Below are 13,157 nucleotides of genomic sequence, written 5' to 3'. Positions count from 1 at the left end.
GTGTGCATATTACGCTTTCCCGCCTCAGAGTCAAGCATTTATTTTTGCTTTTCTCCGCGAGGTTCTCACCGGAACCCCGCTGACCCGGCGGCTTGTTTGCCGTTGTTCCGTGTCAGTGGTGGCGCATTATAGGGGGTAATTCTGAAGTGACAAGAGGAAATTCAAAAAAACTTTTCGTTCGCTCGATTTTCCACCATAACGCGAGTTTTACGCGCTATTTGCTCGTCATTTGCGCGATTTCTTGAGCGAATCTGGCCACCTGCGGCCAATCCGTATAAACCACTTCTTTACTGGTGTCCGTTTCGCCGCCGGTCATCATCATAATTAAACGAATCATAAAGCGATCGTACCAGCGATAGCGCGGATAACGCAGCGCGCCGGCAAATACCGCGCAGCTCTGCGGCTGCCACGGCGAATTAAGGAGAAACTTGCGCGTATAGCTGTTAGTTTGCGGCGTCCGCTTTTCCGCTTTGCGCGCCACCAGGTTTACCGAGAAGAATGCTCCCGGCAACGCCTGCAGTGATGCCAGGTGCTTTTTCACAAAGCGGTCCAGCGCAGGATGGAAGTGCCCATAGCGTATAGAGGCGCCAATCACGACGCGATCGTAGTGATGCCACTCAACCGTGTCGGTACGGTTCAGGTTCACGGTATCCGCATCAATTCCCAGCTCCTTAAGTTCGGAGGCCAGGTATGAGGCAATTTCACGGGTCTGCCCGTCACGGGTGGAGAAAAGAATTAAAGTTTTCACGAGCACTCCTGTTATTCGCGCCAGAAAGTGGGGGTAAAGAGCACCAATAAGGTGAACACTTCCAGACGACCAAACAGCATATTAGCAATCAGGATCCATTTCGCGACCGGGTTCATTGTCGCAAAGTTATCGGCAACGACCCCAAGCCCTGGCCCCAGGTTGTTCAACGTCGCCACAACTGAAGCAAAAGCAGAGAAGTCATCAACGCCGGTAGCGATAATAGCCAACATACTAATGATAAAGACCAGCGCATAGGCGGAGAAGAACCCCCATACGGCTTCCAGAATACGTTCCGGCAGCGCGCGGTTACCTAACTTAATGCTATAGACGGCGTTTGGATGCACCAGGCGTTTAAGTTCACGATTCCCCTGTTTAAACAGCAACAGAATACGAATGACCTTCAAACCACCACCCGTTGACCCGGCGCAGCCGCCGATAAATGCAGAGCAAAGTAACAGCACAGGCAGGAACAACGGCCAGCGCGCAATACTGTCGGTGGTAAACCCAGCGGTCGTCGCCATCGACACCACCTGGAAGAACGCCTGGTTCAGCGTCGTTAACACCGAGCCGTAGACATTATGTAGCCACAATACCAGTGTACAGACGATAACCAGGGTTAGCTGAACACCGATAAACATTCTGAATTCCGGGTCACGCCAGTAAACCCGCAAACTGCGTCCACTTAATAGCGAAAAGTGCAGGCCATAGTTACAGCCGGAGATCAGCAGGAAGATGGCGATGATGGAGTTAATCATCGGGCTATTAAAGTAGCCGACGCTGGCATCGTGAGTTGAGAAGCCGCCGATAGCGATGGTCGCAAAGCTATGGCCAATCGCGTCGAATGCCGGCATTCCGGCAAACCACAGCGCCAATGCGCAGGCGACGGTTAATAAGACATAAATAAGCCACAGCGTTTTTGCCGTCTCGGCGATACGCGGGCGCATCTTATTATCTTTCAACGGGCCCGGCATTTCCGCCCGGTAGAGCTGCATCCCCCCGACGCCGAGGATAGGCAAAATCGCCACCGCCAGCACGATGATCCCCATACCGCCGAACCACTGCAGCATCTGGCGATAGAACAGGATGGCATGAGGCAGTGAGTCCAGCCCCACCAGCGTCGTCGCACCGGTAGTGGTTAAGCCGGAGAAGGATTCAAAAAAGGCATCCGTCACCGTCAGATTAGGCTGTTCAGCAAAGATAAACGGTAACGCACCGACGCTGCCCAGCACGGTCCAGAACAGCACGACAATGAGAAACCCTTCGCGGGATTTCAGTTCGCCTTTTTGCTTACGGTTCGGCCACCACAGCATGGAGCCGATCGCCAGGGCAACAAAGAAGGTTTGGGTGAAAGCTCGCCCCGCGCCATCGCGATATATCAGGGCCACTAATCCCGGGACAATCATCGTCCCCGAAAATAAGATGACCAACAGTCCAACGATTCGGGTTATCGCGCGAAAATGCATCTCTGGCGCTTCCTTTGGGTTACAAAAAAATCAGGTGGGGATTATTCGTCAATCTTCAGTAATTGCAATGAACCACGACTAAAATCAGCCAGTTTTGTTGAAAAAGGGGCCACTTCAGCTTGCGGAAGCGCGACGCGCAGTTGCACAGACGCCTGATATTCGCTTTCCACAATAATGCCCGAGAACTGCGCCAGCAGCGCTTCTACCCCGGCTAGCTGTCCGTATTCACATTGCAAAGTATATGCGGTTAACGGCGTCTTGCGCTGCGTTTTCAACTGCGCAAGCGCCTGATGGACGCCGCCGCCATAGGCCTTCACCAGGCCGCCGGTACCCAGCAGAATACCACCGTAGTAGCGCACCACCACAGCGGTTATCTCGCCGACGCCGCTGCCCATCAGCTGCGCCAGCATGGGTTTACCTGCCGTTCCCGCCGGTTCGCCATCGTCAGAGAACCCCAGCTGCTGTGAATCATCAGGAGGACCGGCAACCCACGCCACGCAGTGATGACGAGCGTCCGGGTGCTCAGCCCTGACCGATTCGACAAACGCTTTCGCCGCCGCCACGCCGTCGGTATGCGCCAACAGCGTGATGAAACGGCTCTTTTTGATCTCTTCAACAACGCTCACCGGCGCGGCCGGCACCAACCAACTTTCCATTACGCCAGTTTCAGGTCGCGCGTCATATTTTCGATACTGTTTTCGTGAACCACCACGTTATCTTCGATACGGATCCCGCCAAACGGCTTCATGGCTTCAATTTTCTGCCAGTTGAAGTGCTTGCTGAACTGCCCTTCACGCCATGGCGCCAACAGCGACTCAATAAAGTAGATGCCTGGTTCGATGGTCAACACCATACGCGGTTCAAGAATACGGGTGCAGCGCAGGTAAGGATACTTCGACGGCGCCGCCAGATGCGTACCGGTATCGTCCTGCATGAAACCGGCGACATCATGAACCTGCAGGCCCAGCGGATGACCAATCCCGTGCGGCATAAACGGCCCGGTCAGATCGTTTTCCACCATCGCCTCTTCGCTCATGCCGGTCACTAGCTGGTGTTTACGCAGCAGCTTTGCGATGCGCTGATGGAACTGAATATGGTAATCCACGTAGCTGGTGCCAGCCTTCATGGTGCTGATCAACGCCAGCTGTTCGTCGTTAACGTCTTTAATCAGCTGCGCGAAGTCGTTGTCGCTGTGACCTGCCCAGGTACGCGTCAGGTCCGCGGCATAGCCGTTGTACTCTGCGCCTGCATCCAACAGGAAGCTACGCATCTCGGTTGGCGCACGGTGATCCAGCTTGGTGTAATGCAATACGGCCGCATGCTCATTCAGCGCCACGATGTTGCTGTAAGGAACATCGGTATCGCGATGACCGGTCGCCGTCAGGTAAGCCTGATTAATATCGAACTCGCTCATCCCCGACTGGAAAGCTTCGTGAGCCGCGCGATGGCCGTTGACCGCCGATTTCTGCGCTTCACGCATACAAGCCAGCTCATAGTCGGTTTTGTAAGCGCGATAATAATGCAGATAGTCGATAACGCCTTTCGGGTTGATTTTGTCTGCCGCGATCTCCAGACCGATAGCACGCTCCGGCACCGGGCCGATATACGCAATATTGCCACGCGCCGCGGGCAGTTGACCACCAATGCCGTCGGCTTTCGGCAACGCAATCACGTCCACTTCTTCGGTCCAGAAAGAGGTCGGCAGCGGCTCAACGTTGTGCCAGTAATCGACCGGCAGATAGAACCACAGCTTCGGTTTATTCACGCCATCCACCAGCAGCCAGCAGTTTGGCACCTGGGTCACCGGCACCCACGCCTTAAATTGCGGGTTTACTTTAAACGGATACGGATGATCGTCGAGGAAGACATTAATCAGCTCGCCGGAGTGGATCAGCAGAGCATCCAGCTTGAAGCGGTCTAATACTTTGCGGGTACGTTCTTGTAGGGTAACGATATGATTTTTATAAAGCGCGGCCAGTGATTCCATCTTTTATCCTTTGCTTTTATTGGATCGTGATTCTCCGCATCTTAGCACATTGGCTCCAGGCCGGGTGATTTCTACCGGATGTGATCCGACCAGCAATTATTTAAAGAGTAATTTGCATTTTCTTAACATAAATTCCACACTCCGAGTCATCTGGTATGACCAGATCATATTGCTGGATTCAGGAGACTGACATGCTCTACAAAGGCGACACCCTGTACCTCGACTGGCTGGAAGATGGCATTGCCGAACTGGTTTTCGACGCCCCCGGCTCGGTTAACAAGCTTGATACTGCAACCGTTGCCAGCCTCGGTCACGCGCTGGACGTACTCGAAAAACAACAAGATCTCAAAGGGCTGCTGCTGCGCTCTGAAAAAGCGGCCTTTATCGTCGGCGCCGATATCACCGAATTCCTTTCGCTATTCCTGGTGCCGGAAGAACAGTTGAGCCAGTGGCTGCACTTTGCCAATAGCGTATTCAATCGCCTGGAAGATTTACCGGTTCCTACGCTGTCAGCGGTTAACGGCTATGCGCTGGGCGGCGGCTGCGAATGCGTGCTGGCGACCGACTATCGCCTCGCGACGCCGGATCTGCGCATCGGTCTGCCGGAAACCAAGTTGGGCATTATGCCTGGCTTCGGCGGTTCCGTACGTCTGCCGCGCCTGCTCGGCGCCGATAGCGCGCTGGAAATTATTGCCGCCGGTAAAGACGTCGGTGCCGATCAAGCGCTGAAAATTGGCCTCGTTGACGGCATTGTTGCCGCGGAAAAACTGCATCACGGCGCGCTGGCGATTCTGCGTCAGGCGATTAATGGCGATCTGGACTGGAAAGCCAAACGTCAGCCGAAACTGGAACCACTGAAGCTCAGCAAAATTGAAGCCGCCATGAGCTTTACTATTGCCAAAGGCATGGTCGCGCAAACCGCTGGAAAACATTATCCGGCGCCGATCACCGCGGTAAAAACCATCGAAGCCGCCGCGCGTCTTGGTCGTGACGACGCGCTGAAGCTGGAAAACCAAAGTTTTGTTCCGCTGGCGCACACCAACGAAGCGCGCGCGCTGGTCGGCATCTTCCTTAACGACCAGTACGTCAAAGCGAAAGCGAAAAAGCTGACCAAAGATGTCGAAACACCGAAGCACGCCGCCGTATTAGGCGCCGGCATTATGGGTGGTGGCATTGCTTATCAGTCAGCCTGGAAAGGCGTGCCGGTGGTGATGAAAGACATCAGCGACAAATCGCTGACCCTTGGCATGACCGAAGCGGCGAAGCTGCTGAATAAACAGCTGGAACGCGGAAAAATCGACGGCCTGAAGCTGGCCGGAGTGATTAGCACCATTCAGCCAACGCTGGAATATAGCGGTTTTGACCGCGTGGACGTCGTCGTTGAAGCGGTGGTGGAAAACCCGAAAGTGAAGAAAGCGGTACTGGCGGAAACCGAAGAGAAAGTGCGTCCGGACACCGTGCTGGCTTCCAACACCTCAACGATTCCTATCAGCGAGCTGGCCAGCGTTCTGCAGCGCCCGGAGAATTTCTGCGGTATGCATTTCTTTAACCCGGTACATCGCATGCCGCTGGTTGAAGTGATCCGCGGTGAGAAAACTTCGGATAAGACCATTGCCAAAGTCGTGGCCTGGGCCAGCAAAATGGGCAAAACGCCGATCGTGGTGAATGATTGTCCCGGCTTCTTCGTCAACCGCGTCCTGTTCCCCTACTTCGCAGGCTTCAGCCAGCTGCTGCGCGACGGCGCGGACTTCCGCAAAGTCGATAAAGTAATGGAAAAACAGTTTGGCTGGCCGATGGGCCCGGCCTATCTGCTGGATGTTGTCGGCATCGATACCGCGCACCATGCCCAGGCGGTAATGGCGGCGGGGTTCCCACAGCGAATGCAGAAAGATTATCGCGATGCGATCGACGCGCTGTTTGACGCCAACCGTTTCGGCCAGAAGAACGGCCTCGGTTTCTGGCGTTATAAAGAAGACAGTAAAGGCAAACCGAAAAAAGAAGAAGATGCCGCGGTCGATGGTCTGTTGGCCGAAGTCAGCCAGCCGAAGCGCGATTTCAGCGATGAAGAGATTATCGCCCGTATGATGATCCCGATGGTTAACGAAGTTGTTCGTTGCCTGGAAGAAGGCATTATCGCCAGCCCGGCGGAAGCGGACATGGCGCTGGTATACGGCCTGGGCTTCCCTCCGTTCCACGGCGGCGCATTCCGCTGGCTGGACACCATCGGCAGCGCAAAATATCTCGATATGGCGCAGCAATACCAGCACCTCGGCCCGCTTTATGCCGTGCCAGAAGGTCTGCGTAACAAGGCCCGTCATAACGAGGCGTATTATCCTCCAGTAGAACCAGCCCGTCCGGTTGGCGAACTGAAAACGGCTTAAGGAGTCACAATGGAACAGGTTGTCATTGTCGATGCAATTCGCACCCCGATGGGCCGTTCAAAGGGCGGCGCCTTTCGCAACGTGCGTGCGGAAGACCTCTCCGCACACCTGATGCGAAGCCTGCTCTCGCGTAACCCGTCCCTTGAGGCGAGCGCGATTGACGATATTTACTGGGGCTGCGTGCAACAAACGCTGGAGCAGGGTTTCAACATTGCCCGTAACGCCGCGCTGCTGGCGGAAATCCCGCACTCGGTACCGGCGACAACGGTTAACCGCCTGTGCGGTTCCTCCATGCAGGCGCTGCATGATGCCGCCCGTATGATCATAACCGGCGACGCCAGCGTCTGCCTGATTGGCGGCGTTGAGCACATGGGCCATGTACCAATGAGCCACGGTGTCGATTTCCATCCGGGCCTTAGCCGTAATGTGGCGAAAGCCGCCGGTATGATGGGGCTGACCGCGGAAATGCTGGCGCGTCTGCACGGCATTAGCCGTGAAATGCAGGATCAATTCGCCGCACGCTCTCACGCTCGCGCCTGGGCGGCGACGCAATCCGGAGCATTTAAAGCGGAGATCATCCCGACCGGCGGTCACGATGCCGATGGTGTGTTGAAATCCTTCAATTACGACGAAGTGATCCGCCCGGAAACCACCGTCGAAGCGCTGGCGGCGCTGAGACCGGCTTTCGATCCGGTGACCGGCACGGTAACGGCGGGCACCTCTTCCGCGCTTTCCGACGGCGCGGCGGCGATGCTGCTGATGAGCGAAAGCCGCGCCCGCGAGCTGGGGCTGAAGCCGCGCGCTCGCGTCCGTTCAATGGCGGTGGTCGGCTGCGATCCGTCCATTATGGGTTATGGCCCGGTTCCGGCCTCAAAGCTGGCGCTGAAAAAAGCGGGATTATCCACCAGCGATATCGACGTCTTTGAAATGAATGAAGCGTTTGCCGCGCAGATCCTGCCGTGTATTAAAGATCTGGGGTTAATGGAGCAGATTGACGAGAAGATCAACCTTAACGGCGGCGCGATCGCGCTCGGCCACCCGTTGGGCTGTTCCGGGGCGCGTATTAGCACCACCTTGATCAATCAGATGGAACGTAAAGACGCGCAGTTCGGTCTGGCAACCATGTGCATCGGTTTAGGCCAGGGGATCGCCACCGTATTTGAGCGGATGTAGGTAAAAAACTCGATGCCATTATTGCCTGCCAGCCAACAGGCAATAATGGATTAGAGGGGGTTTAGTTGCCGTTCTTCCCGCCTGTCAGGGGCGGGTTTTTTATTTTCAGATAAAGGCAAACGCATCGCCAAACAGGCGGTCTTCGCGCGCGCCGCGTTCATTACAGAACAGGTCGCGGGCAATCTTGGCCATCTCAAAGCGACCGGCAATGTAAATATCATGCTCGGCCAGCGTACCGTAATCCTGCAGCACCGCAGTCAGTACCGTACCGGAACGGCCGCGCCATCCTTCTTCCGGCTGCTCGACCACCGGCTCGATGCGCAGATTCGGATGCTTGATGCTTAACGCTTCTAGCTCGGCCAGATCGTACAGATGTTTAGCCTCGCGGCCGCCCCAATAAATGGCGATATCGCGATCCGGGTTACGCGCCAGCGCGGTTAACAGAATAGAACGCACATAAGAGAATCCGGTACCACCGGCGATCAGAATCAGCGGACGATCTTCGTCATCGCGCAGCCACGCTTCGCCATGCGGAATATCAACCTCAATTTCACGCTCTTTCAGAATGCGATCCATCACCGCCATCGCATACAGATTGAGTTCAGAAGCACCGATATGCAGCTCGATAAACTCATGCTCTGACGGCGTGGAAGCCATAGAAAACGGACGCTTGTCGCGCTCGTCCATCACCACCATCAGATACTGGCCGGCGCGGAAAGAGAATGCCGCTTCCGGTACTAATCGAACGCGATACACGGTATCGGTAATCGCCTCCACCGAGGTCACTTTACAGCTTAAGGTTGTCATGCGTCCCCTCTGTCGGGTCTATAGAGCAAAACAGCGGCGTTAGCCCCGCTTACTGTTATTTAAAGATGGCCAGTTCATCCCAGATGGCGTCGATGCGCGCCGTCACCTCAGGATCTTTTTTGATTGGACGACCCCATTCACGCTGGGTTTCGCCAGGCCATTTATTTGTGGCATCCAGCCCCATTTTTGAACCCAGGCCGGAAACCGGCGAGGCAAAATCCAGATAATCTATTGGCGTATTTTCTACCAGTACCGTATCACGAGCCGGGTCCATACGGGTAGTAATCGCCCAAATCACGTCGTTCCAGTCGCGCGCGTTCACGTCATCGTCGCAAACAATCACGAACTTGGTATACATGAACTGGCGCAGGAACGACCAGACGCCCATCATCACGCGCTTGGCATGACCGGCGTACTGTTTTTTCATGGTGACCACCGCCAGGCGATAGGAACATCCTTCCGGCGGCAGATAGAAGTCGACGATTTCCGGGAACTGCTTTTGCAGAATCGGCACAAAGACTTCGTTCAGCGCCACGCCCAGCACCGCGGGTTCATCCGGCGGGCGACCGGTATAGGTCGAATGATAAATCGCGTCTTCGCGCTGGGTAATATGGGTCACCGTAAATACCGGGAAGCTGTCCACTTCATTGTAGTAGCCGGTATGATCGCCGTACGGCCCTTCCGGCGCCATCTCGCCGGCCTCAATGTAGCCTTCGAGCACAATTTCCGCGCTGGCCGGCACTTCAAGGTCATTGGAAACGCACTTCACCACTTCGGTCTTGGTGCCGCGCAGCAGGCCTGCGAAAGCATATTCCGACAGGGTATCGGGCACCGGCGTCACCGCGCCCAGAATGGTCGCTGGATCGGCGCCAAGCGCCACGGATACCGGGAAACGCTCGCCGGGATGCGCCGCGCACCACTCCTGGAAATCCAGGGCGCCGCCGCGGTGGGACAACCACCGCATGATGAGTTTATTTTTGCCGATCAACTGCTGGCGATAAATACCCAGATTTTGCCGCTCTTTATGCGGGCCGCGGGTCACCGTCAGCCCCCAGGTAATCAGCGGCGCGGCATCTTCCGGCCAGCAGGTCATAATCGGTATTTTGTTGAGATCGACGTCATCGCCCTGGATGATTTTTTGCTGGCAAGGCGCGCCGCGCAGACGTTTGGTCGGCATATTCAGCACTTGCTTGAACTGCGGCAGCTTATCAAACAGATCGCGGAAGCCTTTTGGCGGCTCCGGCTCTTTCAGAAAGGCCAATAGCTTCCCGACTTCCCGTAGCGAACTGACGTCTTCCTGGCCCATCCCCAGCGCCACGCGGCGCGGCGTGCCAAACAGGTTGCACAGCACCGGCATTGAGTAGCCTTTCGGGTTTTCAAACAGCAGCGCCGGGCCGCCGGCACGCAGGGTGCGGTCGGCAATTTCGGTAATTTCCAGGTGCGGGTCGACCGGCAGGGCTATCCGTTTTAGCTCGCCCTGCTGCTCAAGTAATGTCAGAAAGTCGCGTAGATCGTGGTATTTCATGGAGTTATTATTGACCTCTATACTAGCGGCTGATTATACGATTTTCGCCGCAACGATGCTGTACTTTTGTTAAATAAGCGTAAATGAACAGGCTATTTACGCTTTCGCTTATAATGGTTTTCGCGATTGTTCCGGGCTTTTGTTATGCTTGCAGGTAGTAAAGCGGAAAGAGTCATTATGCAAGCCTGGTACTTACTTTATTGCAAACGTGGGCAGCTTCAGCGCGCCCAGGAACACCTTGAACGTCAGGCAGTCAATTGCCTGATGCCGACGATCGCGCTGGAAAAAATCATCCGTGGTAAACGTACTACGGTCAGCGAGCCCCTGTTCCCAAACTATCTGTTCGTCGAATTCGACCCCGAGGTTATCCATACCACCACCATCAGCGCCACCCGCGGAGTGAACAGTTTCGTCCGTTTTGGCGCCCAACCGGCAGTGGTGCCTTCAGAGGTGATTCACCAGCTTTCCATCTATAAACCGGAAGGCATTACCGACCCGGAAACGCCTCATGAAGGCGACAGCGTGTTAATCACCGACGGCGCTTTTGAAGGACTGCAGGCTATCTTCACCGAGCCCGACGGTGAAGCACGCTCCATGCTGCTCCTCAATCTGTTGAATAAACAGGTCCTGCAAAGCGTTAAAAATACCGACTTCTATAAAATCTGACGGCGCGGTTAAAAGCGCACGCCAAACAGCTTCCTGACGTTCGCATCCGTAACCTCCTCCAGCCATTGCGCTTCCTCGCCTCGCCAGCCCGCTACCCTTGCCAGAATATGCGGCAGATAAGCGGGCTCGTTGCGCCGCGAGGAGGGCTTCGGCTTCATGTCGCGCGGCAACAGATATGGCGCGTCGGTCTCCAGCAGCAAACGTTCCGCCGGGATCGCCGGCAACAGTTCGCGAAGCTCCAGTCCCCGCCGCTCATCGCACACCCAACCGGTGATACCGATAAATAAACCTCTATCAAGACACTGAAGCACTTCCGCGCGGCTACCGGTAAAGCAGTGCAACACGGCGCCGGGCAGTTTATTGAGCCACGGATCCAGCAGCGCAAGGAACCGTTCATGGGCGTCACGGCAGTGTAAAAATACCGGCATTGAGAGCTCGGCCGCCAGCGCCAGTTGGGCGCTGAACGCCCTCTCTTGCTCCTGCGGCGTTGAGAAGTTACGGTTGAAATCAAGACCGCATTCGCCAATCGCCGCCACCTGCGGCTGGCGGGCCAGCGCGTGGATTTCTTCGGCCACCGACTCCGTCCAGGTGCTGCTATCGTGCGGATGTACACCCGCGGTAGACCAGCAGTTGGCGTAACGGCCAGCCATCTGCTGCGCCTGCTGGCTTTCATGCAGATTGGTGCCGGTCAGCAACATCCCCTGGACACCCGCCGCCTGCGCGCGCGCAACCACCTCGTCGTGATCGCGGGAAAACTGCGAGCTGGTCAGATTTACGCCAATATCAAACATCATAACTCCCATATGACAACCGCCCTGACGGGCGGTTGGCGTTGTTACTCTTCTTTGCTCTCCGCCTCTTCGGCGGCGGCATCTTCGTCACGCGTCAGGCGTTTACCGGTGTAGAAACGGGCAAAGAACACCCCGACTTCAAACAGGCAATACATGGGGATGGCCAACAGCGTTTGCGAGAACACATCCGGCGGCGTCAGCAGCATACCGACCACGAAGGCGCCCACCAGCACGTAGGGCCGTTTTTTACGTAAATCTTCCGGCGTCGTGACGCCCATCCAGCAGAGCAGGACGATGGCGACCGGCACTTCAAACGACACGCCGAAAGCCATAAACAGCGCCATGACAAAATCGAGGTAGCTACGGATATCGGTCGAAACTAATACCCCTTCCGGCGCGGCGTGGGTCAGGAAGCCAAATGCCAGCGGGAACACGACGAAATAAGCGAAAGCCATACCGATATAGAACAGCAGCGTACTGGAAACCAGCAGCGGCATGACCAGCCGACGTTCATGCTTATACAACGCTGGCGCGACGAACGCCCATACCTGATAAAGAATGACCGGTACCGACAGGATCACCGAGACCATAAAGGTCAGTTTGATCGGCGTGAAGAAAGGAGAAGCGACATCGGTGGCGATCATCGTCGCGCCTACCGGCATTTTGCTGATAAGCGGAGCGGATACCAGTTGATAGATATCATTGGCGAAGTAAACCAACGCCAGGAAGATCACCAGGATGGCAATAATGCTGTTGAGCAGGCGCTTACGCAGCTCAATCAGATGAGAAATTAACGGTTGAGTCTCGTCTACGCCCATTTTTTACGCTTTATCACTCGATGCGGGGGAAGAATCTGGCACTGCCGCGGCGGCTTTTTCCTTAGCTGCCGGGGCTTCAGCCGACGAAGCGGATAGCTCATCGACAACGGGTTCCGGCGCATGTGCCGGAGCGCTGACCTGGTGTTCCGCCGTCGCCGGCGTGACATCCTGGCGCTGCGCTTCGCTACCTTTGACGACCGGATTATGAATGGTGTTCGCTTCGTCGCTGGCCTTTTCAGGATCGTGGGCGGTATAGGAACGCTTCATGGATTCAGCCGCTTCGCGCAGTTCATCCATCGAGGCTTTGAGCTCCGGAGTCAGATTATCCAGGCTGGCCTTTTCCACCTTCTTCAGGCTCTCCTGAAACTCCTGCAGTTTTAGCTCCTGGGCAAGCTCATTTTGTACGGTGGTCGCCAGCGAGCGCAACGTACGGATCCAGCTGGCCACCGTTTTGACGGCGACAGGTAGTCGCTGTGGCCCCAATACGATGAGGCCAATCACGAACACCAGCAATAGTTCACTAAAACCGATATCGAACACGAATTACACCTGCTCTTTGTCGTGGCGTTTTGTCTCGTCTTTTTTCGCATCATCTTGTTTATCAGCGATAGTTTTCGCTGCAAAATCTGCATCGGCTGAGGACTTATCAGATTTTTCGTCATCGCTCATCGCTTTTTTAAAGCCCTTGATCGATGCGCCTAAATCCGAACCCAGCGAGCTCAGCTTCTTCGTCCCGAAAAGCAGAACTACGATGACGACAACAATTAACAACTGCCAAATACTGATACCACCCATACA

The 13,157-nt window shown here is 55.6% G+C and carries 13 protein-coding genes; 3 read left to right on the top strand and 10 right to left on the bottom strand.

Annotated features, from left to right (window positions below; genetic code table 11):
- Positions 1 to 214: 214 nt before the first annotated feature.
- Genes hemG through pepQ form a run of 4 tightly spaced genes read right to left on the bottom strand, consistent with a single transcriptional unit; the run spans position 215 to position 4,198 of the window.
- Complete coding sequence (gene hemG / locus PGS10_RS23765) at positions 215 to 748, bottom strand: menaquinone-dependent protoporphyrinogen IX dehydrogenase (RefSeq protein WP_316423579.1); 534 nt, start codon at positions 746 to 748, stop codon at positions 215 to 217.
- Between the two features lie 11 nt (positions 749 to 759).
- Complete coding sequence (gene trkH, locus PGS10_RS23760; RefSeq protein ID WP_015368834.1) at positions 760 to 2,211, bottom strand: Trk system potassium transporter TrkH; 1,452 nt, start codon at positions 2,209 to 2,211, stop codon at positions 760 to 762.
- 41 nt (positions 2,212 to 2,252) lie between these two features.
- Complete coding sequence (locus PGS10_RS23755; protein ID WP_047078532.1) at positions 2,253 to 2,867, bottom strand: IMPACT family protein; 615 nt, start codon at positions 2,865 to 2,867, stop codon at positions 2,253 to 2,255.
- A complete protein-coding gene (gene pepQ, locus PGS10_RS23750; RefSeq protein ID WP_047045732.1) occupies positions 2,867 to 4,198 on the bottom strand; it encodes a Xaa-Pro dipeptidase in 1,332 nt (443 codons plus the stop codon). Before pepQ ends, PGS10_RS23755 begins: the two co-directional genes overlap by 1 nt.
- A gap of 191 nt (positions 4,199 to 4,389) precedes the next feature.
- Between pepQ and fadB the strand changes: the two genes are divergently transcribed.
- Complete coding sequence (gene fadB / locus PGS10_RS23745) at positions 4,390 to 6,579, top strand: fatty acid oxidation complex subunit alpha FadB (RefSeq protein WP_047078531.1); 2,190 nt, start codon at positions 4,390 to 4,392, stop codon at positions 6,577 to 6,579.
- Positions 6,580 to 6,588: 9 nt separating this feature from the next.
- Entirely contained in the window at positions 6,589 to 7,752 is a 1,164-nt protein-coding gene (gene fadA / locus PGS10_RS23740) for an acetyl-CoA C-acyltransferase FadA (RefSeq protein WP_047078530.1), read from the top strand.
- A 105-nt stretch (positions 7,753 to 7,857) separates the two neighbouring features.
- On the opposite strand, the gene fre is transcribed toward fadA, so the two are convergent.
- Positions 7,858 to 8,559: an NAD(P)H-flavin reductase gene (gene fre / locus PGS10_RS23735; protein WP_008807928.1), complete on the bottom strand. Its 702-nt coding sequence runs from the start codon at positions 8,557 to 8,559 to the stop codon at positions 7,858 to 7,860.
- A gap of 55 nt (positions 8,560 to 8,614) precedes the next feature.
- Positions 8,615 to 10,084 carry a 4-hydroxy-3-polyprenylbenzoate decarboxylase gene (gene ubiD, locus PGS10_RS23730; protein ID WP_047066639.1) on the bottom strand — a complete coding sequence of 490 codons (1,470 nt, stop codon included), beginning with the start codon at positions 10,082 to 10,084 and terminating at the stop codon, positions 8,615 to 8,617.
- A gap of 177 nt (positions 10,085 to 10,261) precedes the next feature.
- Between ubiD and rfaH the strand changes: the two genes are divergently transcribed.
- The gene (gene rfaH / locus PGS10_RS23725) at positions 10,262 to 10,750 is read left to right on the top strand and encodes a transcription/translation regulatory transformer protein RfaH (protein ID WP_045395614.1); all 489 of its coding nucleotides are present in this window, start codon (positions 10,262 to 10,264) and stop codon (positions 10,748 to 10,750) included.
- An 8-nt stretch (positions 10,751 to 10,758) separates the two neighbouring features.
- Here the strand turns inward: rfaH and tatD are convergent, their stop codons facing one another.
- Genes tatD through tatA form a run of 4 tightly spaced genes read right to left on the bottom strand, consistent with a single transcriptional unit; the run spans position 10,759 to position 13,154 of the window.
- A complete protein-coding gene (gene tatD, locus PGS10_RS23720) occupies positions 10,759 to 11,553 on the bottom strand; it encodes a 3'-5' ssDNA/RNA exonuclease TatD (protein WP_316423578.1) in 795 nt (264 codons plus the stop codon).
- A gap of 32 nt (positions 11,554 to 11,585) precedes the next feature.
- Positions 11,586 to 12,359 (bottom strand): Sec-independent protein translocase subunit TatC, encoded by a 774-nt coding sequence (gene tatC / locus PGS10_RS23715; RefSeq protein WP_015368842.1) that lies wholly within the window; start codon positions 12,357 to 12,359, stop codon positions 11,586 to 11,588.
- A 3-nt stretch (positions 12,360 to 12,362) separates the two neighbouring features.
- Positions 12,363 to 12,899, bottom strand: coding sequence for a Sec-independent protein translocase protein TatB (tatB, locus tag PGS10_RS23710; RefSeq protein WP_045395609.1), 537 nt, complete (start codon positions 12,897 to 12,899; stop codon positions 12,363 to 12,365).
- A 3-nt stretch (positions 12,900 to 12,902) separates the two neighbouring features.
- Positions 12,903 to 13,154, bottom strand: a complete 252-nt coding sequence (gene tatA, locus PGS10_RS23705; protein WP_015368844.1) for a Sec-independent protein translocase subunit TatA — start codon at positions 13,152 to 13,154, stop codon at positions 12,903 to 12,905.
- Positions 13,155 to 13,157 lie beyond the last annotated feature (3 nt).

The organism is Klebsiella sp. 141153, assembly GCF_032601995.1.
Lineage (GTDB): Bacteria > Pseudomonadota > Gammaproteobacteria > Enterobacterales > Enterobacteriaceae > Klebsiella > Klebsiella aerogenes.
The sequence above is the reverse complement of the archived record's forward strand: the minus strand, read 5'-3'. Positions and strand labels throughout refer to the sequence as shown.